Origin of the sequence: Moraxella boevrei DSM 14165 (genome assembly GCF_000379845.1) — a bacterium.
GTDB lineage: Bacteria > Pseudomonadota > Gammaproteobacteria > Pseudomonadales > Moraxellaceae > Faucicola > Faucicola boevrei.
In genome coordinates this window covers 104102-128739 of the sequence record NZ_KB903808.1, presented here as the reverse complement: position 1 = coordinate 128739, position 24638 = coordinate 104102, and the positions used below count along the sequence as shown (strand labels likewise).

General features: G+C 40.7%; 26 protein-coding genes. 20 read left to right on the top strand and 6 right to left on the bottom strand.

The window, feature by feature from the left end; genetic code table 11:
- The first annotated feature begins 84 nt into the window (after positions 1–84).
- The 4 genes from A3G3_RS0110390 (at position 85) to A3G3_RS0110375 (ending at position 6655) form a co-directional block, all read left to right on the top strand.
- Complete coding sequence (locus tag A3G3_RS0110390; RefSeq protein ID WP_456152359.1) at positions 85–4311, top strand: Hpt domain-containing protein; 4227 nt, start codon at positions 85–87, stop codon at positions 4309–4311.
- A gap of 42 nt (positions 4312–4353) precedes the next feature.
- Positions 4354–5394, top strand: a complete 1041-nt coding sequence (locus A3G3_RS0110385; RefSeq protein ID WP_019520453.1) for a chemotaxis protein CheB — start codon at positions 4354–4356, stop codon at positions 5392–5394.
- Between the two features lie 84 nt (positions 5395–5478).
- Complete coding sequence (locus A3G3_RS0110380) at positions 5479–6045, top strand: hypothetical protein (protein WP_019520452.1); 567 nt, start codon at positions 5479–5481, stop codon at positions 6043–6045.
- Positions 6046–6097: 52 nt separating this feature from the next.
- Positions 6098–6655, top strand: a complete 558-nt coding sequence (locus A3G3_RS0110375) for a cytochrome b (protein WP_019520451.1) — start codon at positions 6098–6100, stop codon at positions 6653–6655.
- Positions 6656–6735: 80 nt separating this feature from the next.
- On the opposite strand, the gene minE is transcribed toward A3G3_RS0110375, so the two are convergent.
- From minE to A3G3_RS13670, 4 genes are all read right to left on the bottom strand, one after another.
- Positions 6736–7017 (bottom strand): cell division topological specificity factor MinE, encoded by a 282-nt coding sequence (gene minE / locus A3G3_RS0110370; RefSeq protein ID WP_019520450.1) that lies wholly within the window; start codon positions 7015–7017, stop codon positions 6736–6738.
- A 3-nt stretch (positions 7018–7020) separates the two neighbouring features.
- Positions 7021–7833, bottom strand: coding sequence for a septum site-determining protein MinD (gene minD / locus A3G3_RS0110365; RefSeq protein WP_019520449.1), 813 nt, complete (start codon positions 7831–7833; stop codon positions 7021–7023).
- Positions 7834–7976: 143 nt separating this feature from the next.
- Positions 7977–9080, bottom strand: coding sequence for a septum site-determining protein MinC (minC, locus tag A3G3_RS14105; protein WP_019520448.1), 1104 nt, complete (start codon positions 9078–9080; stop codon positions 7977–7979).
- Between the two features lie 74 nt (positions 9081–9154).
- Positions 9155–10180 (bottom strand): hypothetical protein, encoded by a 1026-nt coding sequence (locus A3G3_RS13670; protein ID WP_040631749.1) that lies wholly within the window; start codon positions 10178–10180, stop codon positions 9155–9157.
- 400 nt (positions 10181–10580) lie between these two features.
- Here A3G3_RS13670 and A3G3_RS0110345 point away from each other — a divergent pair, with 400 nt between their 5' ends.
- The 8 genes from A3G3_RS0110345 (at position 10581) to A3G3_RS0110310 (ending at position 15737) form a co-directional block, all read left to right on the top strand.
- Positions 10581–11231, top strand: a complete 651-nt coding sequence (locus A3G3_RS0110345; protein WP_019520446.1) for an OmpA family protein — start codon at positions 10581–10583, stop codon at positions 11229–11231.
- Positions 11232–11472: 241 nt separating this feature from the next.
- Positions 11473–12528, top strand: coding sequence for an AI-2E family transporter (locus A3G3_RS0110340; RefSeq protein WP_019520445.1), 1056 nt, complete (start codon positions 11473–11475; stop codon positions 12526–12528).
- An 81-nt stretch (positions 12529–12609) separates the two neighbouring features.
- Complete coding sequence (locus tag A3G3_RS0110335) at positions 12610–12921, top strand: hypothetical protein (RefSeq protein WP_019520444.1); 312 nt, start codon at positions 12610–12612, stop codon at positions 12919–12921.
- A gap of 27 nt (positions 12922–12948) precedes the next feature.
- Complete coding sequence (locus A3G3_RS0110330; protein ID WP_019520443.1) at positions 12949–13146, top strand: YgaP family membrane protein; 198 nt, start codon at positions 12949–12951, stop codon at positions 13144–13146.
- On the top strand, positions 13143–14042 hold the full coding sequence (locus A3G3_RS0110325) for an HvfB family MNIO-type RiPP peptide maturase (protein WP_019520442.1): 900 nt from the start codon (positions 13143–13145) through the stop codon (positions 14040–14042). Before A3G3_RS0110330 ends, A3G3_RS0110325 begins: the two co-directional genes overlap by 4 nt.
- Complete coding sequence (locus A3G3_RS0110320; protein WP_019520441.1) at positions 14039–14848, top strand: HvfC family RiPP maturation protein; 810 nt, start codon at positions 14039–14041, stop codon at positions 14846–14848. Before A3G3_RS0110325 ends, A3G3_RS0110320 begins: the two co-directional genes overlap by 4 nt.
- Positions 14849–14851: 3 nt before the next feature.
- On the top strand, positions 14852–15481 hold the full coding sequence (locus tag A3G3_RS0110315) for a sigma-70 family RNA polymerase sigma factor (protein WP_156802156.1): 630 nt from the start codon (positions 14852–14854) through the stop codon (positions 15479–15481).
- A gap of 40 nt (positions 15482–15521) precedes the next feature.
- The gene (locus A3G3_RS0110310) at positions 15522–15737 is read left to right on the top strand and encodes a hypothetical protein (protein ID WP_019520439.1); all 216 of its coding nucleotides are present in this window, start codon (positions 15522–15524) and stop codon (positions 15735–15737) included.
- A 19-nt stretch (positions 15738–15756) separates the two neighbouring features.
- On the opposite strand, the gene A3G3_RS0110305 is transcribed toward A3G3_RS0110310, so the two are convergent.
- Both A3G3_RS0110305 and A3G3_RS0110300 read right to left on the bottom strand, forming a co-directional pair.
- Positions 15757–16047 carry a cell division protein ZapA gene (locus A3G3_RS0110305; RefSeq protein WP_019520438.1) on the bottom strand — a complete coding sequence of 97 codons (291 nt, stop codon included), beginning with the start codon at positions 16045–16047 and terminating at the stop codon, positions 15757–15759.
- 63 nt (positions 16048–16110) lie between these two features.
- On the bottom strand, positions 16111–16515 hold the full coding sequence (locus tag A3G3_RS0110300; protein WP_019520437.1) for a hypothetical protein: 405 nt from the start codon (positions 16513–16515) through the stop codon (positions 16111–16113).
- Positions 16516–16689: 174 nt separating this feature from the next.
- On the opposite strand from A3G3_RS0110300, the gene A3G3_RS0110295 reads away from it, so the two are divergent.
- From A3G3_RS0110295 to eno, 8 genes are all read left to right on the top strand, one after another.
- Complete coding sequence (locus A3G3_RS0110295; RefSeq protein WP_019520436.1) at positions 16690–17454, top strand: UPF0149 family protein; 765 nt, start codon at positions 16690–16692, stop codon at positions 17452–17454.
- 23 nt (positions 17455–17477) lie between these two features.
- A complete protein-coding gene (locus A3G3_RS13665; RefSeq protein ID WP_019520435.1) occupies positions 17478–18194 on the top strand; it encodes a nuclease-related domain-containing protein in 717 nt (238 codons plus the stop codon).
- 26 nt (positions 18195–18220) lie between these two features.
- Positions 18221–19426, top strand: coding sequence for an acetylornithine deacetylase (gene argE / locus A3G3_RS0110285; RefSeq protein WP_019520434.1), 1206 nt, complete (start codon positions 18221–18223; stop codon positions 19424–19426).
- Positions 19407–19628: a hypothetical protein gene (locus A3G3_RS0110280; protein WP_156802155.1), complete on the top strand. Its 222-nt coding sequence runs from the start codon at positions 19407–19409 to the stop codon at positions 19626–19628. The genes argE and A3G3_RS0110280 overlap by 20 nt, the downstream gene beginning before the upstream one ends.
- A gap of 90 nt (positions 19629–19718) precedes the next feature.
- Positions 19719–19910: a hypothetical protein gene (locus A3G3_RS0110275; RefSeq protein ID WP_156802154.1), complete on the top strand. Its 192-nt coding sequence runs from the start codon at positions 19719–19721 to the stop codon at positions 19908–19910.
- Between the two features lie 114 nt (positions 19911–20024).
- Complete coding sequence (gene pepP / locus A3G3_RS0110270; protein WP_019520431.1) at positions 20025–21365, top strand: Xaa-Pro aminopeptidase; 1341 nt, start codon at positions 20025–20027, stop codon at positions 21363–21365.
- 380 nt (positions 21366–21745) lie between these two features.
- Positions 21746–23158: a sodium-dependent transporter gene (locus tag A3G3_RS0110260; protein WP_019520429.1), complete on the top strand. Its 1413-nt coding sequence runs from the start codon at positions 21746–21748 to the stop codon at positions 23156–23158.
- 131 nt (positions 23159–23289) lie between these two features.
- Entirely contained in the window at positions 23290–24615 is a 1326-nt protein-coding gene (gene eno / locus A3G3_RS0110255) for a phosphopyruvate hydratase (RefSeq protein ID WP_019520428.1), read from the top strand.
- The last annotated feature ends 23 nt before the right edge of the window (positions 24616–24638 follow it).

The window sequence follows — 24638 nt, the reverse complement described above, 5'->3', positions numbered from 1 at the left end:
CCTGTCTGGCAAGCCGACCCAAGTGACCTAAAAACCTTAAAAGAAATCCGCCGTGGATTCCACACGCTAAAAGGCTCAGGGCGTATGGTTGGAGCTTATCAAGTTGGCGAAATGGCATGGGCAGTTGAGAATATGCTTAACCGAGTTCTTGACGGGACGTTGCCTGTGAGCGATGAACTTGCCAATTTTATCGGTGAAACTCGNCAAAAAATCCCAACGCTTGTTAGCGACTTTGCCCAAATGCAAAGTCCAAGCATTGACCCAGCGATTACGGTGTTACAGGCGAATAATTTGTTGGCAGGGCAACCGATTGATACAGGGCTAAATGTTACAAGTCAAGCAACGGTAGCGGTTACACAGCCGACTGCCCAACCAACAGAAACAGTCGCAAAAATAGAAGAAATGGCAGAGTTGGTTGATGAAATACCAGCCGAAGCAGTTACGCCAGTTGCTGAGGTGAGTGATGAAGAGTTAATCTTTGATGATGAAGATATTAGTATTGATAAAACAGCTGAAAAACAAACCGAACAAGAGGATACGCCAGAAGTTGCATTGTCAGAAGAAGAAATTAATGAACAAGCATCGGTCAAGGTATTTTTGGAAGAATCTCAAGAACTGATTGCCAAAATTGACAATTTTATTCTTGCTCATGAAAAACAAGATGAAGTCAGCGTGACCGATGATTTGGTACGTGCGTTCCACACCTTGCGTGGCGGTGCGGGTATTGCCAAGTTGTTACGGGTGCAAGCGTTTAGCGAGATGCTAGAGTTGGGCTTGGGTGAATTGTCACGCAAAGAAATTCCGCTCAATAAAGATCAGCTGAAATTATTAAAAAATATTAAAAATAATTTGCAAAATTATTTGAATAATTACCAAGTGGAACGTGGCATTGCGATGAGTGATGATGACACGGCAAATATGGAGCAATGGCGTGAAAAACTATTTTCCAATATTTACCAAGTCAATGCGATGAGTGTATCGGAGCTATTAAGTTTAGATATTGATGATTTAATTGATGCTGATAGTACCTTAGCGGAAACTTTTGCGAAAGATGATGCAGAAATCATCACGAACTATGCCACTGCTTTAGCAAATCAGGCAGAAAGACTACAACAGGCGACTGACGGTTTAAGTTATACCATGATTGCTGAAACCTTGCAATCAGCTTATCAAAGCTTAGCAGTGTATCCAAGTTTTGCCAAAGATGAACATTTGCAAAGTTTGTTGTTGTTATTACAAGAACAGCTAATTGGGATGTTCGATGCGATTGCTGCGGGACTGAATGTCTTTGTAGACCAAGGTTTAATCCACGAGATTAAGCAGTTGTTAGCAGATAAACAATATCAAGCCAAAATGGATGCGATTGAATATGAAACCATTGAGACTGATATTGAGCTGTTACAGATTTTTTTAGCAGAAGCCCAACAATTGCGTGCAAGCATTTTAGAAAACTTTAACCAATGGCAAAATAACCTAAGCAACATGGAGTTAGTAAAAGAGTTGCGTCGTCAACGTCACACTTTAAAAGGTGGGGCGAATATGGTTGGTATTATCAGTATTGCTGACTTGTCAAAGCAAGCGGAACGCATTTATGATGCCTTGCTTACTGGCAAATTGGTGGCTGACCCTGATTTGGCATTGGTCATGCAAAAAGTGCATGAAACTACCCAAGCACAGTTACATTATGTGATTGAGCATCAAAAATCTTTCTTTGCTAGAGAATTGGCGGAACAATTAGCCAATATTTGTCGTGGTAAGATATCAGCGAGTGAGATTGTGCCTGCTGTACCGCTGATTGTGGAAGCTCAGCAAGAAGATATTAGTATTGCTGAAACGGTTGAAGAAGAACAAACCACAGGTATGAGTGCTGACCCGTTGTATGTACAGGAAATTGTTAACAACTTTGAGCAACGCCGTCTGGAAACTTGGCAAGGGCAAGAGCCGGATGAGGATATCTTGGGCGTGTATTTGGAAGAAGCCAAAGAACTCATTGACAGCAGTAGCCAAAATTTACAAGAATTCCGTAGTAATAACAATAATATCGGTGCATTACAAGCCTTACAACGTGAATTGCATACCATCAAAGGCGGTGCAAGAATGGTTGAAGCGGAAGGGATTGCCAACCTTGCTCACGAAATGGAGACCATTTATGAAGAGTTGGGTAGCCGTCGTAAACCTGCAACGCGTATGATTGGTAACTTGTTGGCATCGTGTCATGACTGGTTGGCAAGCTCGTTGTATGTGCTTGAAAATAAATACAATCCAGAAACACCAACCACGCTGATTGAAGCATTACAAGACTTCTCGCATAATCCTGACAGTCTAAAAGAAATCCCTACGGTGTCATTGGCACAACAGATTGAACAGATTGAAATTTATAAGAGTAGTTTAAATCGTGAAGATGAAAGTAGTCAACGTGATTTGTCAGTAATACCTTCTATGGAAGGTAACTTTGAAACTGAGCAAGACCAAGCGAACTTAAATTCAGAGATGTTGCGTATTTCGGCAGGTTTGATGGAACGCATGATTAACTTATCAGGTGAGTCAGCGATTAACCGTGCCCGTATTGAAATGGGCGTATCAAGTTTGACTAATACCATTGAAGAGATGGGGGTGACGGTACAACGTCTTGCTGACCAGTTACGCCGTATGGAAACCGAGCTTGAAGTGCAAATTTTGGCACAAATTGCCGATGAGCACGCCGATGAAGCAGGTTTTGACCCGCTTGAGATGGACCAATATTCGGCATTAAACCAATTGTCAAAATCGTTGTCAGAGTCGGCATCGGACTTGGTGGATATTAAAGCCACGATGTTGGATAAAACCCGTGATACTGAAAACTTGTTGCTACAATTATCGCGTACCCAAGAAGATTTGCAAGAAGGTTTGATGAACTCGCGTACCGTTCCATTCTCACGGATTACGCCACGTTTACAGCGGATTGTGCGTCAAACGGCGACCGAGCTTGGTAAATCGGTTGAATTGCGGATTTTGAATGATGAGGGTGAAATTGACCGTAATATTTTGGAACGTGTTACTTCGCCACTAGAGCATATGCTTCGTAACGCAGTTGACCACGGTATTGAAAAGAGCCAAGAACGTATTGAAAGCGGTAAATCACGTACAGGTCTGATTACCCTAGAAGTTCAGCGTGAAGGTGGCGAGATTGTTATCCACTTATCAGATGATGGTAAAGGCATTAACGTGGATGCGGTGCGTAAAAAAGCGGTGGAGCAAGGGTTGATTGCTGCCGATGATACGTCATTAAAACCGCTAGATATCATGCAATATATCTTTAACGCGGGTCTGTCAACTGCGAAAACCGTTTCGCAAATTTCGGGTCGTGGCGTGGGTATGGACGTGGTACAGAGCGAAGTAAAACAGCTCGGTGGCGTGGTATTGGTTGACTCAGAAATGGGTAAAGGTTCTCGCTTTACCATGCGTTTGCCATTGACCGTTGCGGTATCTGATGCGTTGGTGGTACGTGCAGGGGATAAGAACTATGCCGTTCCGCTTGTGCAGATTGAGCGCGTGTTACGTGTTAATACCGAAACCATTTATCAGTTCCACAGCCTTGAGGCGACCACGTTGGATATTGACGGACAAGATTATCGTCTGCGGTATTTGAACCAAATCCTATATGGTAGCGACCCGCTAGAAGCCTTAGCACATCAACCTGTGAGCGTACCTGTGATTATCATTCGTACCGAAACAGGGCAAAATATGGCGTTGCAAGTAGATGCGATTGCAGGTTCACGTATTGAAGTGGTGGTTAAACCGCTTGGGCCACAGCTATCGCACATCTCAGGGATTTCAGCGGCCACCATTATGGGTGACGGTTCGGTGATGTTAATTCTTGACTTGATTGCCCTGATGCGTAATGCTAGTGCGACCGTTCGGATTGAACGTCAAAAAGCCAAAGATAAGAGCCGTAAGCCTGTGGTGTTGATTATCGATGATTCGGTAACGGTGCGTAAAGTAACATCACGTCTGCTTGAGCGTAATGGCTACGAAACCCAAGTAGCAACTGACGGTGTGGACGCCTTAGAAAAGCTACAAGAGCTAACCCCAGACATCATGCTGTTGGATATTGAAATGCCACGTATGGACGGTTTTGAAGTAGCGACCCAAGTACGTCACAACCCACGTTTGAACAACACGCCAATTATCATGATTACGTCACGTACTGGTGAAAAACACCGAGAACGTGCGATGAGTATCGGTGTGAATGAATACAAAGGTAAACCGTTCCAAGAGCAAGACTTGTTAGACACCATTGCCCGTTTGTTAAATGCTAAAACGGTCAGCTAAGTTAGTAAGCTAAAATGGCACTTAACTGGCAAAGGAAATGTAATGCAGGAAACCGACCGACCCTTACGCTTTATTGTCGTTGCTGAAAATAATCAGCAACGCATGGCATTTAGCGATACCATTCGTGCGTGGCAAATGGAGTTGGTGGATTGTATCAGCATAGAACAGCTAAGTGAAAAACATTTTCACAGTATTACTGATGTGTGGCTGGTGGATAGTGAAAAAGATTACGAAGTTATCCAAAGCCTAGAAAAACAAATGACTCGCTCAGGCGATAGTTATATGCCAAAAGTGGTACTAGTCGGGTTTACTACTGCCCCTTATATTAACACAGGCACGCTCTACGAAAAATGGCAACGCAAACTTAAACGTAAAATCGCTGAACGTCTGCAACGCCCTGATTTGTTGTTAAAAGAACGGGAAAAATCTGACGACGTCGTTACGTGGAAATATGTGGTGATGCTTGGTGCGTCCATGGGCGGACCGATGGCAGTAAAAGAATTTTTGGATTATTTACCCAATGATTTGCCGATTGCGTTGATTTTAGCACAACATTTTAACCATGAAACGCTTTATACTTTGCCAAGGGTGCTAACACGGCATAACCATTGGCGGTGTGATATCATTACTAATACCCAACAATTATTGGCAGGTCGCTGTCTGATTGTACCGATTGAACAATCGGTTATCTGCGACTCTAATGGGCGAGTATTGTTACAAAAACAAGGTTGGCAAGGCGTGTACCAACCCTCCATTAGTCAGTTGCTTGCAAGCTGTAGCAATGTGTTTGGCAATCATTTTATGAGTATTATTTTTTCGGGAATGGGCAATGACGGTAGCGACATGGCACAATTAGCCCGCAAAAATGGCAGTGTGATTTGGGCTCAAAGTCCTGATACTAGCGAATGCCCGAGCCAACCACAAAGTATGATAGATACAGGATTGGTGGATTATATCGGTACGCCAAAACAGTTGGCAGAAGCGTTGATAAGTTTGTGCAAAAAACGCTGTTTACCTGACGGTAAGCCGATTTTACTCGCTCCAAATCCATTAAGCTATCAACCGCCAAAATTATTTGGATAAATTTACCGTTATCATTTTATTGGTTTAATCAATCATCATATTAACCTTGCTTAACAAAGCATTAAGAAAAGTTTAGAGAATAACATGGCAAAAAGTCTGATTAAAATCTTAACCCAAGATGAACACATTGGTATTTTGAGTGTGACCACAGGACAGCTTGAGATTGCACGAATTCCTGTGGTTGATGCCCCTGACTGGATTGTGCCAAAAGAGCTGATTTTGGCGATTGAGCCGTATCATGACCGCATTTGGAACTTTTTGTGGCAAGGGCAGGACGTGTCAGTGTATCACTTAGTGCCAAAAACTGAACAAGCTGAATTTATCGTGGTGCTAGAAAGCGTCACCGATGTACACCGCATTGGCTTGCAAATTCAAGGTGATGTAACCTTTCACTCGGTACGAATTTCAGAATTAAAAGACGTGGATGGAGCCACTTATCAACAAACTTTAGAAAGTTTTTATCCGCATATTCTGGAAAAACAACGTCTAGAAAAACAACGCCAACAAGAACAACTAGAAAAAAACCAACTTTCTGCTTACCAACCGACCGAGCAAGATTATGTATTCCAAGCGGTCATGTTTGAAAATGAAGTGTGTATCATTCCTGATTTGGATAAAATGTCGCACTTCTTGGTTGACCTTGACAGTTAATGGTAGTTAGTCTAATTGACTTGATTAAGTTTTTGATAACACAGGAGTTTTTATGTCATTATATCCTGCCAGCGAGCGTTCTCAGCCAGCAGTCGTTGTAAATACTAAATGGGCGATTAGTGTCCGTATTTTTCATTGGCTTGGGGTGTTGTTATTGCTTGTCACGTGGGTGATGATTAAGTTGGATGAAAATGCGGTTGATGATACCTATATTGATTTTCATAAATCTTTTGGCTTTAGCGTACTATGTTGGACAATGGCACGTTTGCTAAACCGTGTACTGACCGTAAAATCTGCCCCTGCCAAAGTCATTATGCCAAAATGGCAAACAGGTATCGCTCATTTCACTCATTTGATGTTATATGTTTGTTTGTTTGCCATGCCCTTGACCGCTATCATGGCTACGATGATGAGAGGTAATGCCATTCCGTTTTTTGGTATGGAAATCGCACCATTTATCGGTGAAAACCGAGAAACTGCTCGTACCTTGATGAAATTGCATAAAGATGTATTTTGGACGATGTTATTAGCCTTTACAGGCTTGCATATTCTTGGGGCGTTACAACACCAATTTATCAAAAAAGATAATTTAATTAAACGTATGTTATAATTGTTGTCAAGATTTTTAAGTCATAAAAAACCCAATTTGAAATTGGGTTTTTTTTATAAGATATTTTGCAAAATAAACGTCTAACGCCGACTATTATCAGGCAAGTTAATATTCATTTCCAACACTTCCATATTGGCTTCGGTGTGATGATTGATATTCACGTCATCAATTTGCACACCCGATACATAAGTATTTACCACAGCCAAAATTTCACGTTTCATTTTTTCAATACGCTCGGGCGTTAAGCGGTTGTGCAAGCGGTTTTCACTGGCAACGATAACTTTTAAGCGTTCGGCAGCAGTATTGGCACTTTTGGACTTTTGTTCGGTGCCAAATAGGCTACTCCAAAAACTTTTTTTCATGGATTAACCCCCAAACCAGCGTTGCAAGAAACTTTTCTTTTGCACTTCAATGTGGCGGTATGGACGTTCTTCCCCCAAAAATCTCGCCACCATATCGTCATAAGTTTGTCCTGCTTTCGAGTCTTTGTCCAAAATCACAGGTTCACCTTGGTTAGATGCTTCTAGCACGCTGTTACTTTCAGGAATAACGCCTAGTAGTGGCACTTTTAAAATATCGTTAGAAATGCTATTAATATCCATCATTTCGCCACGTTCTGCACGTTCGGCGTTGTAACGGTTAATCACCAAATGCTCACGCACCGAGCCTGCACCCTCTTCCACTTTTTTGGTACGGCTTTGCAAAATACCGATAATGCGGTCAGAGTCTCGCACCGATGAAATCTCAGGATTGGTAACGATAACCGCCTCGTCCGCATGATACATCGCAAGCTGAGCTCCACGCTCAATCCCTGCAGGCGAGTCGCACACGATATAATCAAACTGTTTGGATAACTCGGCAATCACTTCCGCCACCCCTTCATCGGTCAGGGCGTCTTTATCACGGGTTTGGCTGGCTGGCAAAATAAACAAATTGTTTAGCTGTTTGTCTTTGACAAGGGCTTGCGATAGGCGAGCATTGCCTGTAATCACATCTACAAAGTCGTACACAATGCGGTTTTCACAGCCCATAATCAAGTCAAGGTTTCTTAAACCTACGTCAAAGTCAATCACCACGGTTTTATAACCACGCAATGCCAAACCTGTTGCAAACGATGCACTGGTGGTAGTTTTTCCCACGCCACCTTTTCCAGAAGTTACGACTACGATTTTTGCCACGTTTTTCTCCAGTTTTTTGGATATTTGTTAAAAATTTTATCAAAAATGCTTAACAATACAATCGGTTTCATAAAAATTTGCTTATTCTAACATAAAATTGGCAAAGATAACAATTTATGCCAAATTATACCTTATACCAAAACTTAAACCATTAAGTTAAACACCAAACCTGTTTCACTGTCAAAACTCACTTCTACCGCTTTGCCGAGCAGTTCGGTTGGGATATTTTCTTTTAGGCAATACGTTCCTGCCACCGACACCAAAGACGGATTAAACTGCAAACAAAAAATCCGTGCATTTTTGTCGCCTGTCGCCCCTGCCACCAGTCGCCCTTCGGCTTTGCCATAAATGTGTAGGCTGTAGTCGGTGATGGCTTCTGCCCCTGCATTGATGCCTTTGGTCAAAATCACATCGCCACCAACGTGGTTAATGCTCTGCCCAGAGCGTAAAATCTGATGATGCACCAAATCGCCTTCTACATTGTTACTGTCGCTTTCTCGCTGAATGTTAAGTTGATGATTGTTGCTGTCATCAGCTAAAATTAGTTGATTATCAATAGGTTGGCTATTTTGGCTGAGTAAATTTTCATGATTGGAATGATTTTTGTCGTCTGATTTTTCAGCTTTTTTGGTATCGGTTTTTTTGTCGGTTTTACGGTCAATGCGTTGTCCTTCCGCAGGGAAAATGGCGATTTTTAACGCTTGGGCTTGGCTGTCAAACGCCCCTGTTACCATGCCAATCGGTTGCAACCCTAACGCCCAAAGTCCGTGCCACAATTTTTCTAAATCAAATGTTTGTAAATCATCATCGGTTAAGTCGTTATTTTTTTCAGCATTTTCATTTGCAGATTTATCCGTGGTTTCGGTTTTTTCTACATTCTCTGCTTTGTCGGTTTTACTGTGTTCAACCTTATTGTTATCTGCTGAATTTTCTTCATTACTTTTAGGCGTTGCTATATTTTCAGCCGTTTCTAAAGTTGTATTTACCATCGGTTTTGGTGGTAAATTAGTGGTTAAACTCACTAAAACAGGCAAATTGGCGTCCAATTTTTTTGCTAACTTTTCCTTAACTTTGGCAAGTATTGCGTCAATGTCATCGCCTTGTAATTGTAAACGGCTAAAATTTAGCATTCGCCCTGTGAGTTTTACCGATGTGGCTAAACTTGTTTGGTTAGTCTGACTTAGCTCGGTGGTTTTTTTATCAGTTTCTGTTTTTGGTTCAGGTTTTTTTTGTTCAGTGTCGGTCATGTCAATCTTCTTTGCGGATAAAAATCATCAATAAAAGGTTTATGTTAACAAGGTTTTGCCAAAACTACAATCAGTTAATACACCAAGTCAGGCGAATTGGCGTGGTTTTTCCATTGTTGTACTTTGATTTGTTCGGCAACGGCGGTCAGACTTTCGTTGATAACCGAACTCACCAAGTTTTCGAGGGTCGGACTGGTGGTATCAACTTGGGCAATGCCTTTGGCAATTTCTCGGTAAATTTGATTTAAACTGTCAACTTGTGTTAACTGTTGCGTGGCGTTTAGTGTGATATTTTGGGCAACTTTTTGGCTAATATTGACAAGTTGGTCTTCAATCATTCCGCCTGCAATCGGTATCATGCGTAACACACGGTGCAAATCAGGTGTTTGCAAAAAGGCGTGTTCTACCGCAAGGCTCACTTGGTCGGCAAGCGGTTTGGCAAAACTTGGCGGTTGATTATTGGTGGATTGAATGAGTGGCGTGACTTCTTGTTGTAACAACTCAACAACTACCGTTTCAATCTCATCACGGTGTTTGTCAATGATGTTTTGCACCAAATATCCATTGGTATTGGCAAGTTCCATACGAATGTTGTCAATTGCCATTAAAATCACACGGTCAGAAATCTCTTCTAACACCACATGATAATAAAATTTGCCAGTTTTTAACCAACTTTTTGGTAAAACTTGATAACCGAGTTGATACAGGCGATAACCAATCACCACAACACGCAACAACCGCAACGCACGCAACTGCGGAAAACAGCCCAACACTTCGTACCAATGCACAAATGGAAAAAAGAACCAGCGATAATGCGTTTTTTGCCAAATCGCAATCCCCCAACGCACCAACAATTCTGCCACCAAAAATAGGGTAAATAGCCCGCCAACCAATTTTAACAGCGGATGAATATCGTTGTGATAATGGCTAAGCCAACCGCCAAATCCAACCCATTCACCAAGCTGAACCATCAACCCACTCATCAGCAAACCATCAATCGTTAACAGTAACAAATCAATACTGATAACCAACATCATAAAAATATCGTACATCAACTGCGGACGTGTGCGAACGGTTCGGGGTAGGGACGTGTTTGGCATAGAAAACTCAAAATTAGCGAAAAATTAACAAAATTTAGCGTTTGAAATCTGTTTTTAAAAAATACTATAGTTTAAACAATCTTTATTCACAAAAAAATACATTTTATTAAAAATATTTTGTAACGATTTTACTAAAGCCTACATAACTTATCACAATTTATTACACAGTTAACAAAATTTTTCGGCATAATACACTTATCAAATTCAACAGATTTGATTTTTCACTTTAAAACTTGAAAAATACAACTGTGTTAAATTCCGAACAAACAAAATATTTAAACAACATTTACGTTGGCTTGCCAACTTTATATTTAAACAACATTTACGTTGGCTTGCCAACTTTATATTTAAACAACATTTACGTTGGCTTGCCAACTTTTATAAGTATAAGGAAAAAATCATGAAAATGAACACAAAATTACTCGCTGTGGCGTTGACTTCAAGTGCATTGATGACTGGTTGTGCAACCACGGATGGCAGTATGGGTAACATCGCTAATAACAAAGCCGTGCTAGGGGCAATCGGTGGTGCATTGGGTGGTGCGGCGATTTCTAAAGCGACTGGTGGCGAAAAAACAGGTCGTGATGCAGCAATCGGTGCAGCGTTGGGTGCAGGGGTTGGCTATTATATGCAACAACAAGAAGCCAAACTTCGCCAACAAACCGCAGGTACTGGCATTGAAGTAACCCGTGACCCTGTAACCAATAATATTAACCTTGCTATCCCTGAAGCAATTACCTTTGACGTGGCTCAATCAGTGATTAAACCTGGTTTTTACAATACGTTGGCACAAGTTGCAACCACATTAAACCAATACAATCAATCATCAGTCGTGGTAAATGGTTACGCATCTGTTGAAGGCAATCCAAACTTTAACCTTAACCTGTCACAAAATCGTGCGAATGCCGTGGCAAATTACTTGGTGAACCAAGGCGTTGCTCCGAGCCGTGTGCGTGCACAAGGTCATGGTGCAACCACTCAGTTTGGTAATTCTTATGAAGCAAACCGCCGTGTAGAAATGACTATTCTTGCACCACAAAGTGTTAACTAATTTTTAATCGATATTTTACGACATTCAGTTGGAAAATAACCTTAAAATTTTTACAAAAACCCAATTTTCTCTCGGTAAAGTTGGGTTTTTTATTGGCTGTAAAACGTAGAAGTTTTGTTTAAATTTATCCAATGTTTTATCCGTTGTATTCTAAATATGTGCTAAAATAACGGTTCTATTATGTCAAAAATAAGCGTTAAAATTTTGGTTTAAATTTATTTTTCAAGAAGTGTTGTAACTGATGACTGACCGTGAGCCGTCTGCTTTTTTGCCCGACCTAAAAACTTTTTTACTTGCCATTAGCCCTGTGATTTTGGTGTGGTTGCCTGTGTTGTTGTTGCATTTGACTTTGGTGTTATTTGCAGGCTTGATAACCTATACGTTCACAAGGGCGATTGCCAATAGTATTCGCCAAAGCAAACAAATGCCGACTTTTTTAGGAAAGTTTCACACCAATAGCCGTGCGGAAATGTTGGCAATTGCGATTATCGTGGCATTGATTTCGCTAGTGACGTATTTGTTTGGCGATTGGGTGGTGGCAAAGGCGAATGTAGCTGTGCTAAATCGCTTGTTTGAGCAGTTGATGTCGATTATTGAGCAGTTGCATACGTTGTTGCCGTTTTCGATTTCGCAATATTTGCCGATTTCGGATTATGAATTTAAAGAAATGTTGCTAAAATCCGCCAAGGAACACGCCCCACAACTGCAAACCCTTGGCGTACATACCTTGCGTGGCGTGGGGTATTTGATAGTAGGGATTGCGATTGGGGCGATTATGGCACTGCAAGTACCACCAAGCTTGCCACTCACCGCCAAGCCATTTGTGCATTATATGCGACAACGTTTTGATGAGTTGATTACAGGTTTTAGCGATGTGTTTTTTGCTCAAGTCAAAATCTCTACGATTAACACGATTTTGACATCGGTGTATTTGCTTGGGATTTTGCCGATGATTGGACATCCGTTACCGATGCCGTGGACGGTGGTGCTGATTACATTTTTGGCAGGGCTTGTACCTGTGGTTGGTAATTTGTTTTCTAATGTGGTGATTGTTACCTTAAGTTTGACCCATGGGCTGATGGTTAGTGTGTTGTCGCTTACATGGTTGGTCGGAATTCACAAGTTAGAATATTTTTTGAACGCCCAAATTATTGGCACAAAAATCCGTGCTACGGCTTGGGAATTGTTGCTATTTATGTTGGTATTAGAAGCGACTTTTGGTTTAGCAGGTTTGGTGTCTGCTCCTGTGATTTATGCCCAAATTAAGCGGATTTTGCATAATCGTGGTTGGGTTTAAAAAAAATTTAAAAAAATTGTAAGAAATCCACCCCAACAACCGTCTAAACTAAACCATTTATATTTTTAATCGGAGTACAATATGCAAGCTAAAAAAATTCATTCTTCATCAACTAAAAAGCACCTTGCTAAGCAACTGGCATTAACTTCATTGCTTAGCGTAGGGGTAGTTGGTTGTGCTGAAAGCCAATTAGGAGCACAACCGATGGAGCAAGGCTATCAGAATAACCAAAGCTCAGTACCAACCAACGTAGATCACCAATCATCTAATGCCAATATGACAAAAGCTCCAGAGGCCAAATGCTCAGAGGGTATGTGTGGTGCTAAAGACAATACAGCCAGTTGTGGAGCTAGTCATAAGCAGGCAAACGCAGGTTGCGGTGCTGCTCAATAACTGTACATCAGCTAAAAGGATAATAACATGAAAATAAATGTTGGCAAGGCTGACCGTATTGTTCGGATTGTATTGGGCTTAGTGATTATTGGTATCGGTGTTTCGCTAAAATCTTGGTGGGGGCTGATTGGGTTAATTCCACTAGGTACGGCTCTCATCAATTTTTGCCCCATTTATCGTCTTTTGGGAATTAGCACTTGTCGTATAAAATCTGTTGAAAAATGACACGTCATACTGCATCTCATCAAACAGCCCAAGCTCTGCATGGTGCAGGTCTCGGTTTTCGTCGTGAGCTTATTCATGAGCTAAGGCAGGCTGACTTGTCAGACGTTGACTTTTTTGAGGTGTCACCAGAAAATTGGATGACCTCACAGGGGTTGATGGGTGGACGGTTCAATGCCATGCTCAAAGAGTTTACCGAGCGGTTTAATTTTAGTTGCCACGGGCTATCTTTATCCATTGGTGGAAGTGGTGAATTAAATGTACCTTTTGTTAAAAATATTGCTAAATTTTTAGACTATCACAATATTGCTTTGTTCACTGAGCATTTGGCATGGTGTTCTGATACGCAAGGTCATTTATATGATTTATTTCCAGTTGCTTGTACTGATGAAGCCGTCATGTGGGTAGCCTCTCGTATTAAACAAATTCAAGATATTCTAGGACGACAAATTGCCATTGAAAATGCGTCTTATTATTACCAACCCAAGATAAGCACGCTATCCGATAGCGAATTTATCACTTGCATTGTGCAAGAAGCTGACTGTTTGTTGCATTTAGACGTCAATAATATTTATGTCAACAGTCAAAACTTTGGCTTTGATGCTAAGAATTATTTACAAAGTTTGCCTCTGGAACGTACTTGCTATCTACACATTGCTGGGCATTATCAGGATAATGATTTATTGATTGATACCCATGGCAATGCGGTAATAGACCCTGTATGGGGATTGCTTGACCATGCTTATGCACTCATTTATCAAAAAACGCAAAAAAATCCTTGTCTGCTACCAACTTGTTTGGAACGTGATTTTAACTTTCCGCCTTTAACAGACCTATTAGACGAAGTGAAGATTATCCATCAAAAACAACACGGATTTTGCGAGCAAAGTGCCTCATGACCAATTATCCTACCGCTCCTAGGCTATCTAGACCGCTTAATAAGCTGTTTGTGGCTCATCAGCAGGCATTTGCGACCTTTTTACGTCAGCAACGCTTCTATAACGAGTCTGTAGTATTAGCTGATACAGCCGATCAGCCTTTACTTGATGATTTGTCGCCCCGCATTGGTAAATTATATCGATCGCTGGTGTATAACAATGTATCAAGTTTTATCAATCAGTGTTTTCCTGTGTGTCAAACAATGGTGGACAGTAGGCTTTGGCAAACCTTAATCCAGTTATTTATAGCATCAAATCATCTAAAAAGTCCCTATTTTGTTGAAATTAATCAGCAATTTTGTGCATTTTTGGCAGAAACTGCTTTTGATAAACTTGATATACCGCCATTTTTGGGTGAGCTTGCTCATTATGAATGGATTGAGTTATTGGTAGAAATGTTGCCAGATGAGCCCTTTTGTCGGGTGTTGCCAACGTTATATCTTAATCCAACGTTGCAAGTATTGCATTATGATTGGGCAGTTCATAACATCAGTGCTGATAGAGTGCCTGACGCTACCGCGACTTTTTTATTGGTATATCGTCAAGAAACGGCGGTAAAGTTCATGCAGACCAATAGTTTGACGTATTTGTTGTTGGATTTTTTGCAAGCAACATTAGCAAATCATCATACCTTTGAAGACCCCAATGCTTTACTCACTGCCTTTGCCGAGGCGTATGAATTGCCAACATTGTCGCTTGATGAATTTGAACAATGGGTCAACCAGTTTAGCCAACATCATATTTTTTGCACCACTGAGGCTGTTTAGCTTATGATGAAAACACCCCCGTTTGCAAAAAATTCGTATTTAAACGATGAATTTATCCAACAAACTTATGCACAATTATTAAATTTTGCCAAAAATCAGCTCGGCGATAGTGATGAAGCCTTTGATGTGGTGCAAGAAACTTTTGAAAATGCCTATAAATACGCCACACATTTTAAGGGTAATTCCGCCTTTAAAACGTGGGTTTTTGCCATTTTAAAAAATAAAATCGCCGACCACATTCGCCAAAAACAAAAATATGTGAGTTTAACTAACCTAAACATAGATGAAAGTTCTGATAATAGGTTGGACGACGATATTTTGCAACGTCTGTTTGATGAAACTGGGCATTGGCAAACGGCGACAGGCATTGCGGCGTTCGATGACAGTTGGCAAAATCCAGAACAGCACGCTGAGCAGGACAGTTTTTGGCAAATTATGGAATTATGTTTGGCAAATTTACCCGAAGACCAAGCCCAAGCGTTTTTGATGAAAGAATATATTGAGCTATCCACCCCTGAAATTTGTCAGGAAATCGGCATTAGCACGCAAAATTTTTATGTACTCATTCACCGTGCTAGATTGCGTTTGCAACGCTGTTTGTCGGTGCATTGGTTTAACCACGATGATGTTTAAAATTAAACAATTACTTTAAAAAAATTAATAAATGAAAGAAATGCCCATAAAAAAAATCTCACGCCATATCACCACTCGTTTTACGTTAAGCTGTAAACAAGCGACCGAAAATATCAGCTTATCGCACGAAATGACTTTGCCAAAATCTACCCAGTGGCGGTTAAGAATGCACCGAATGCTCTGCAAAGAATGCGAACAATTTTATCAAAATGACCAAGAATTAACTCGGATTATTGATGCCCATAAACAGCGTTGATAGATTTAATTAAATCGTTTTAATGAATAGACTTTTTAATATCAGTTAATATTTCATCTAGTAACCCATTGGCATCGGCAAAACCGTCCAATTCATTTTGCAGATTTTCTGCTTTTTCAAATAATGTTAACGCACATAGCACCAACAATTCTTCTTGTGGTAATTGTGGGGCAGAACGGCGGATTTCTTGGATAAAGTTATTGATATAGCTAGACGCACGTTGTAGGGCTGGTTCTTCTCCTGCAGGACAGTTGATGCCATAGCTACGTCCATTGATAAAAATATCCACTTTTTGGCTTTGATTTGACATAAAAATTCCTTAATATTTTTTTAAAATTAATTGTTAAGTTAATCTTTTAACTGATTGATTTTATTAATTTTCGCTATCAATTTTGGCAAGCCGTTCTAACACGAGTTTGGTGTGTTCGGATGCCACATGATTTTTTTCAATTAGCTTTTGATTGGTTTGAGTCAGCGTTTCAATTTGGGCTTGGGCTTGTTCGTATTCGTTGCTTAGTATACTGTGCGAGTCGGCGAGCGATTGATAACGGTTTTCTAGTTCAGCGTGTTGTTGTTCGTGTTTGACAATGAGCTGTTCAAGTTTTTCAATACGTTGTTGGGTGTTGTTCAATTCGGTTTGTACAGCTGACATTTGTTCGCTACTGATGCTTGGCTGGGTTTTAATGCGGGCTAATTCACTGCTAAGATATTGATTTTTATCGGTTAATTTTCCGATGTAGCCTTTTAGTTCGGTTAATTGTGAAAGCAGGTTGGTCATGATAACGTCTTCAAAAAAATTAAGATAATGTGAAAAAATGAAAGTAAAAATTTACCCTTTAATAATGCCACAAAAGCCCCTATAATGGCTAGTGTTTTTTGCAAAATTGTTAAAAAAGAAAGGCAATTTTTGCAAAATTTTTAAAATTTCCATAAAAATTGAAAAGGTGAAAAAATGGACGATTATTTATCAGGTTGGCAAGATTGGCATGAAGCATTGCATGGTTGGCACGATGTGTCGGTGAGTGAGTTGCATGGGCTGATGACAGGCGTGCTTAGCGTGTGCGATGCACCTACACCTGAGATTTGGCAAGCCTTACTGACAGAGCTGAGTTTTACCGAGCTTGAGCCAAAAGCCCTTGAGCTGTTGAGCGAAGAAGGCGAAGATTTGGTGGCGTTATTGACTGATGATGAAGATAGCTATCAGTTTTCGCCGTTGTTGCCTGATGATGAGCATCCATTGTATGAGCGACTGCAAGCGTTGCGAAATTGGGCAAACGGCTATTTGACAGGATTTGGTGTCACGGATAGTGCGTTGCGTCCTGAAGAAAATGCGTTGTTTAACGACTTGGCAAAAGTTGGGGCGTTACGTATTGATGAATTTGACGAAAATTTGCAAAGCAATGCCAGTGACGAGATTAACCCTGAAGGCGAAGTGCAATATATGGAGTTGCTTGAGTTCGTGCGAATGATACCTGTGAGCGTGGCAAGTGGGCGTGTGCGAAAATTGGTGGCAAAATTGCCGTTGATTGCAGGATTTAGCATGACGGCGAGCATTGGCAAACCGTTGGTAAGTCAAGATGAGCAACACCTTGATTTTATTGAAAATGTGCAAGTGTTTGATAATGATGAGTTGGATTGGCAAGCGGAAAAAGATGCCAATGATGCGTTCGTGACCAATATGGTGATTGATGCGATGAATGGGAAAAAGCGGTCTTGATTTTTTGATAATTGGAGTGCTGGATGTTTTCAGAGTTTAGGGCAGGGTTCACAGGTTTGTTGGGCGAAACAGTCATTAGTTTGGCAGCATGGATAAAGTTAGATAGCGATATTTATTTTAAAATTGATAATGTTACCTTGCCTTTGTCAAATGGCGGAACAACACAAATAGACCATGTGATTGTATCTAAATTTGGCATTTTTGTGATTGAAACCAAAAATTATAAAGGTTGGATTTTTGGTAGTACAAACCAGGCTCAATGGACGCAAGTTTTGTATGGTGGCAGAAAATTTAAATTTCAAAATCCATTAAGACAAAACTACTTACACATCAAAACGTTAGCAAATTTGTTAAATCTTGAAGAAAAATACTTTCATTCCGTGATAGCTTTTATTGGCGAATGTGAAATAAAAACTCAAGATGAATTACCCGAAAATGTGATGAATCAAGGTATGATGCGTTATATAAAAACCAAACAAGATGTTTTATTTTCATCGGAACAGGTTCAGAGTATCTATCAAGCGATTAAACATAGCCGATTAGATGACACATTGCAAACAAGAATGGAGCATAAGGAATTTATTAGAAATAAACAACAATCTGATAGCAATAATCCCAAATGTCCAAGCTGCCAAAGTTTAATGGTAAAAAGGGTTGCAAAAACTGGCAGTAATGCAGGCAAAGAATTTTGGGGTTGTTCACAGTTTCCTAGATGTCGTAGCATTTTTAATGTATATTAAATTGATAATAAAAAGGAAGTTTGAAATTGATTTACCCAAAAACCACCCTTGAATGGCTAAAAATATTAATTAGTTTTGATACCACTAGCCGACATTCAAATTTAGCACTCATAGACTATATTGCCCAGTTTTGCCAATCGCTCAATCTCACGCCACGCCTGACGTTTAACTTTGATAAAACCAAAGCCAACCTATTCGTTACCGTCCCTGCCACTGCCGATAACCAACAAATTTTGACAGGTGGCATGGTGTTTTCTGGGCATACCGATGTCGTGCCTGTGGACGGGCAGGCGTGGGATAGCGACCCCTTTGTCGCCACCGTAAAAGACGGTAACGTCTATGGGCGTGGCACGTGTGATATGAAAGGGTTTATTGCTTGTTGTTTGGCGATTTTGCCAAATATTGTTAAATTATCGATTGAAAATAAATTAATGAAGCCCATTCATTTTGCTTTATCATTTGATGAAGAAGTTGGCTGTTTAGGCGTGCCGTTTTTGCTAAAAGATTTGCAAAATCAAGGAATTATGCCTGATTATTGTATCGTGGGCGAGCCGACCATGATGAAAATGGTCACCGCTCACAAGGGCATACAGACCTTTCGCTGTCGGGTGCATGGCAAATCGGCTCATTCATCGCTGACACCGCAAGGCGTGAATGCGATTAGTTATGCCAGTCAAGTCATTGGTTTTATTGATAATTTGGCAGAAAAACTACAACAACAAGCCGAGCCGTTACGCTTAGTCCAAGGTTTTGACGTGCCATTTTCTACGCTGTCGGTTGGGACGATTTCAGGCGGAACGGCGACCAACATTGTGCCGAATTTTTGCGAATTTAGCTTTGATTTTCGCAATTTGCCCCACGTTTCGCCAACTGCGGTTATTGAGCCAATTCGTGAATTTATCCAAAAACTTAGCCAACACATGTCTGCCAAAAATACCGACAGTTATATTGAACTTATTCAAGACTGCCAAGTACCTGCGATGACTGACAGTGAGAGCCACGCTTTGCAGGGCTTGATTGAGCATTTGGTGGCGGACAAGGTGCGGTACAAGGTGGCGTATGCGACCGAAGGCGGACAGTTTACTGAGTTTGGCGTGCCGACTGTGATTTGTGGCTGTGGCGATATCGTGCAGGCTCATAAACCCAATGAATTTGTTAGCCTTGAGCAGTTGGATTTGTGTGAACAATTTTTGGGAAATTTGGTGAAAATGTGTGAGTATTCAGATGAATGAATTTTGGCGAGAACATTTTTTTGCGATAAAACAACTTATTCAAGATGAAAAGAAACATTTTATAGTCGGCTTATTTTTGATATTGATTGTTGGCTATGCTATTGGCGGTTGGTTAATGGCTGGGTTGATGTTAGGTTTATTTTTATTAGGTATATTTCTGATGCCTTTTGCATCTTGGGAAGATGCTTTTCACGATAATTAATTTTTGTAAAAGGTTGCACAAGACCAAACTTTGAACCCTTTCAAGGCATGGATATAAGGGTTTTTTATAGCCGAAATGATTGTTATCCAAATGAATAATATTTTAAAGAAATACAAAACGTCGCTGAAAAAATGCACCAATTTCCAAAATATTTTGTTAAAATTGAAAGTCATGCGTCCAAAGCCCAAAAAAAATCCTGAAAAAATAAGCCGTGAACGAGCAGAAATTTTGGCTCAAATTTTAAAAGAAAAATACGGATTGATGAAAGTCGTATTAGCATAAAATTTTATGAGACTGAACGTCCGATTGTGGACAATAAAACAGCAGAAGGGCAAGCCATAAACCAAGGAGTTTATGCTATTGCTATAATTAATCTTAAAAGCAACAAGGAAACATATGAAAATCAATCTATTAGAAAAACTTCCCCAAAGCGAATTTGCCAAACGCCGAGCCAAATTTGCCAAAAAATTACCCAATAATAGTTTAGCAATTTTATCCACCGCACCACACCACATACGCAATAACGATGCCGAATACAAATACCGCCCTGACAGCAGTTTTTTTTATTTAACAGGCTTTAGCGAGCCTGAAAGCACCTTAGTTTTGGAAAAAATTGACAATAAAATCAACTACATCTTGTTTTTACGAGAAAAAGACAAATTGCGTGAGATTTGGGACGGTAAACGTGTCGGCTTGGACGGAGCGATTAGTGAACTTGGGGCGGATAAAGCCTTTGCCATTAGCGAGCTTGATGCACAAATTCCACAACTTATTTTGGGGAAACAACATTTGTTCGCTCGTTTTGAGAGGTCTGTGGGTGAGTGGTTGGCAACCGCAAAAAACTTGGTGCGTGGCGAAGGTGTGGTTAATGAAATTTATAATATTGACAGTATTATCAATGAGATGCGATTGCTGAAAGATGAACAAGAAATTGCCTTGATAAAAAAGGCCTGTCAAATCAGTAGCCTAGCCCATGTGCGAGCCATGCAAAGTGTGCGACCGCAAATGTACGAATACCAGTTAGAAGCCGAGCTAAATTATGTGTTTGGGCAATATGGCTGTGTGCCGTCCTACAACAGTATCGTGGCGAGTGGCGATAACGCCAACATTTTGCACTATGTGGAAAATGACCAAGCCATGCAAGACGGCGATTTGGTGATGATAGATGCAGGTGCGGAATATCAGCTGTATGCAGGCGACATTAGCCGAACGTTCCCTGTTAATGGCAAATTTAGCAATGTGCAAAAACAGATTTATAATATTGTATTAAAAGCCAATGTAGAAGCAATTAATAGTTTAAAAGCGGGCGTACATTGTAAAATCCACCACGAAACGGCTTTAAGAGTGCTAACCCAAGGCTTGATTGAGCTTGGGATTTTGTCGGGTGATATAGAAACCTTGATTAGCGAAAAAGCCTATCAACCGTTTTATATGCACGGCACGGGGCATTGGCTTGGGCTAGATGTGCATGATGCGGGGCGGTATTTTACTGATGAAATCGTGGACGGCGAAAAACAGCCACGCTTGCTACAGCCTGGCATGGTGATGACGGTTGAGCCTGCTTTGTATTTTGCTAAAGATAACGAGCTTGTACCTGAGCAATATCGTGGTATCGGTATCCGTATTGAAGATGATGTGCTGATTACCGAAACTGGGGCGGTGGTACTGACAAGCGATGTACCAAAAACGGTGGCAGAAATTGAACAGTTAATGGCGAAAGAACAGAAAATTTGTTAGAACCTGTATTCATAACATTTTTCATGCAAAAGCAAACTTTTATTGACTAATTTTACAAAAAAATTAAGTTGCGTAAGGTTGTGAATACAGGTTCTTAATAATGAGTAATGATTTGCCAAATAATAGCCAAAATTTATAATGGCTATAAAAAGAATTTATATTTTTAATAAAATTTTTTAAATAATTGATTTTATTATTTTTTTTATAAAAAGTAACGGCAAAATTTGTCGTTTTTTTGTTTTTGCACACAAATTTTAAAAAGATAGTTTGACTTTATGGCAGATTGCATTAAAATTTGGAATATAAATCACAAAATGCTTACAAATTTTTGCATTTTTTAACAGTTTCACAAACTATAAATTGAAAAAAGGAGCAATGAGATGAGCCAAAATCATAAATCTTCTCATGCACAATGGAGTTCAAAGATCGGCTTTTTGATGGCGGCGGTTGGTTCTGCGGTTGGTCTGGGCAGTATTTGGAAGTTTCCCTATATGACAGGCGATAGCGGTGGTTCTGCGTTCGTGTTGGTGTTTATTGTTAGTATTACGTTGATTGGTTTTCCTGTGTTGGTAACCGAATGGCTGATTGGTCGGCGTGGGCAGTCAAATCCACAGGCGAGTTTTAAGAAAGTTGCATTGCAAAATAATACTAGCCCTGCGTGGGCGTTGCTTGGGGTGTTTGGGTTGCTTGCCGCCTTTATGATTTTGTCGTTTTATAGTGTGATTGGCGGTTGGTCACTCAATTATACGGCAAAGGCAGGCACGAATGTGTTTTCTGGCATGAATGCAGATGCCACAGGGACGATGTTTACCGATATGTTGGCCAGCCCAATGCAAATGGCGGTTTGGCATACCGTATTTATGGGTTTGACTGCGTTTATCGTCGCAAGTGGTGTAACTTCTGGTGTGGAAAAAGCGTCTAAAATCATGATGCCTGCCTTGGCGGTGATTATGGTGCTTATCGTGGGTTATAATGCGATTAATATGGATTTTGCCAAAGGCATTGAATTTTTGTTCAAGTTTGACTTGGCTCGTATGCAAGAAGTTGGCGTTGGTAAGGTGTTAATGGCTGCCTTGGGTCATGCGTTTTTCTGCTTGTCGCTTGGTATGGCGATTATGGTGAGTTATGGCTCGTACCTAAAACAAGAGGTGAACCTGCTAGCCACCGCTCGCACGGTGATTATTTGGGATATTATTTTCTCGTTAATGGCGGGTTTGATGATTTTCCCAATTTTGTTTAGCAACGGTTTAGACCCTGCGGCAGGTCCGGGCTTGATTTTCGTTACTTTACCGATTGCTTTTGGTCAAATGGGTTTTGGTGTCGTTGTTGGGACATTGTTCTTTATTTTGCTAACTTTTGCTGCCTTGACATCGTCAATTTCAATCTTAGAACCAATTACCGAATTTTTAGAAGAGCGTACGCCACTTAGCCGTAAAGCATCTGCGTTGGTTGGTGCGCTGGCGACTTGGGCGGTTGGCATATTGGCGTTGTTGTCGTTTAACGTGTTGAGCGATTTTGCCGTATTTACCATTACCGTGGGTGGTGAAGCCAAACCGCAGGGCATCTTTGACGCATTAGACTACATTTCTAGTAAAATCATGTTGCCGTTAACAGGACTTGGTACAATCATCTTAATGGGTTGGTTTATGAACCAAAAATCAGTGCAAGATGAACTTGGAATAACAGGTACCAAATGGACACTTTGGCAAGTGGCGGTAAAATTTATCGCACCGCTTGGCGTGATTGCCGTCTTTTTAACCGAATTAGGCTTATTTGACTTCTTAATTAAATAAATTTTTTAATTTTGTTAAATAAAGTCCCAAAAATTATTTTTTGGGATTTTTTCATTTACCAAATCCGTTCTATCCCTTATAATAACAAATGATTTTTTATTTTTTTAACTGTTAACGCCAAGGAAAAACTTATGTACGCCGAAGAAACCACCAACACTATACAAATTAAAGACATCATCGCCCGTGAAATCTTAGACTCTCGTGGCAATCCAACCATTGAAGCGGACGTGATTTTAGCCGATGGCACGATTGGGCGTGCTGCCGCTCCAAGTGGGGCGTCAACGGGTTCCCGTGAAGCGTTGGAACTCAGAGATGGCGATAACTCTCGCTATCTGGGCAAAGGGGTAAAAAAAGCGGTGGCGAACGTCAATAGTGAAATCCGCTCGGCGCTCGTGGACAGCGATGTCACTCACCAACAAGCGATAGATGATAAACTTATCGCTTTAGACGGTACGGACAACAAAGCCAAACTCGGGGCAAATGCAACGCTTGCGGTATCTTTGGCGGTAGCTCGTGCAGCATCCCAAGCCAAAAAATTACCACTTCATCAATACATCGCTAACTTACGTGGGCAAACATCGCTATCTATGCCTGTACCGATGATGAATATTTTAAACGGTGGGGCCCATGCGGATAATACCGTGGATATTCAAGAGTTTATGATTGAACCTGTGAATTTTACCAGTTTTGGGGAAGCATTGCGTGCAGGAACAGAGGTTTTTCACAGCCTAAAATCCGTTTTAAAAGCGCAAGGTTTAAACACGGCAGTGGGCGATGAGGGTGGTTTCGCCCCAAATCTACGCTCTAATGAAGAAGCGATTACTGTCATTTTAACAGCGATTGAACAAGCAGGCTACAAGGCAGGTCAAGATATTTATTTGGCATTGGACTGTGCGTCATCAGAATTTTATAAAGACGGTCAATATATCTTAGCAGGTGAAGGCAATAAGGCGTTTAGCTCACAAGGATTTGCAGATTATTTGGGTGATTTGGTACGTCAATATCCAATTATTTCTATTGAAGACGGCTTGGATGAGAGCGACTGGGACGGCTGGGCGTATTTAACTGAAAAACTTGGCAAAACTGTGCAGTTAGTTGGTGATGACTTATTTGTTACCAATCCAAAAATTTTGCAAGAAGGCATTGATAAAAATATTGCCAATGCGATTTTGATTAAATTTAACCAAATTGGTACATTGTCAGAAACGCTGGATGCAATTTATTTGGCAAAACAAAACGGCTATGCGACCGTGATTAGCCACCGTTCTGGCGAAACTGAAGATAGCACCATTGCAGATTTGGCGGTGGGTACAGCAGCAGGTCAAATCAAAACAGGCTCGCTCTGCCGTTCTGACCGTGTGGCAAAATACAACCAATTGTTACGTATTGAGCAAATGGTAACCGCAAGCTATCACGGACGTGATGAGTTTATCGGACTGCGCAACCCAAAAGCGTAATGTGAGCTTGTCACTTAAGAAAA

Coding starts and splice junctions, on each gene's coding strand:
- A3G3_RS0110385 (WP_019520453.1), top strand. CDS start 4,354: ATGCAGGAAACCGACCGACCCTTACGCTTTATTGTCGTTGCTGAAAAT.
- A3G3_RS0110380 (WP_019520452.1), top strand. CDS start 5,479: ATGGCAAAAAGTCTGATTAAAATCTTAACCCAAGATGAACACATTGGT.
- A3G3_RS0110375 (WP_019520451.1), top strand. CDS start 6,098: ATGTCATTATATCCTGCCAGCGAGCGTTCTCAGCCAGCAGTCGTTGTA.
- minE (WP_019520450.1), bottom strand. CDS start 7,017: ATGAAAAAAAGTTTTTGGAGTAGCCTATTTGGCACCGAACAAAAGTCC.
- minC (WP_019520448.1), bottom strand. CDS start 9,080: ATGACCGACACTGAACAAAAAAAACCTGAACCAAAAACAGAAACTGAT.
- A3G3_RS13670 (WP_040631749.1), bottom strand. CDS start 10,180: ATGCCAAACACGTCCCTACCCCGAACCGTTCGCACACGTCCGCAGTTG.
- A3G3_RS0110345 (WP_019520446.1), top strand. CDS start 10,581: ATGAAAATGAACACAAAATTACTCGCTGTGGCGTTGACTTCAAGTGCA.
- A3G3_RS0110340 (WP_019520445.1), top strand. CDS start 11,473: ATGACTGACCGTGAGCCGTCTGCTTTTTTGCCCGACCTAAAAACTTTT.
- A3G3_RS0110335 (WP_019520444.1), top strand. CDS start 12,610: ATGCAAGCTAAAAAAATTCATTCTTCATCAACTAAAAAGCACCTTGCT.
- A3G3_RS0110330 (WP_019520443.1), top strand. CDS start 12,949: ATGAAAATAAATGTTGGCAAGGCTGACCGTATTGTTCGGATTGTATTG.
- A3G3_RS0110325 (WP_019520442.1), top strand. CDS start 13,143: ATGACACGTCATACTGCATCTCATCAAACAGCCCAAGCTCTGCATGGT.
- A3G3_RS0110320 (WP_019520441.1), top strand. CDS start 14,039: ATGACCAATTATCCTACCGCTCCTAGGCTATCTAGACCGCTTAATAAG.
- A3G3_RS0110315 (WP_156802156.1), top strand. CDS start 14,852: ATGATGAAAACACCCCCGTTTGCAAAAAATTCGTATTTAAACGATGAA.
- A3G3_RS0110310 (WP_019520439.1), top strand. CDS start 15,522: ATGCCCATAAAAAAAATCTCACGCCATATCACCACTCGTTTTACGTTA.
- A3G3_RS0110305 (WP_019520438.1), bottom strand. CDS start 16,047: ATGTCAAATCAAAGCCAAAAAGTGGATATTTTTATCAATGGACGTAGC.
- A3G3_RS0110300 (WP_019520437.1), bottom strand. CDS start 16,515: ATGACCAACCTGCTTTCACAATTAACCGAACTAAAAGGCTACATCGGA.
- A3G3_RS0110295 (WP_019520436.1), top strand. CDS start 16,690: ATGGACGATTATTTATCAGGTTGGCAAGATTGGCATGAAGCATTGCAT.
- A3G3_RS13665 (WP_019520435.1), top strand. CDS start 17,478: ATGTTTTCAGAGTTTAGGGCAGGGTTCACAGGTTTGTTGGGCGAAACA.
- A3G3_RS0110275 (WP_156802154.1), top strand. CDS start 19,719: ATGAATAATATTTTAAAGAAATACAAAACGTCGCTGAAAAAATGCACC.
- pepP (WP_019520431.1), top strand. CDS start 20,025: ATGAAAATCAATCTATTAGAAAAACTTCCCCAAAGCGAATTTGCCAAA.
- A3G3_RS0110260 (WP_019520429.1), top strand. CDS start 21,746: ATGAGCCAAAATCATAAATCTTCTCATGCACAATGGAGTTCAAAGATC.
- eno (WP_019520428.1), top strand. CDS start 23,290: ATGTACGCCGAAGAAACCACCAACACTATACAAATTAAAGACATCATC.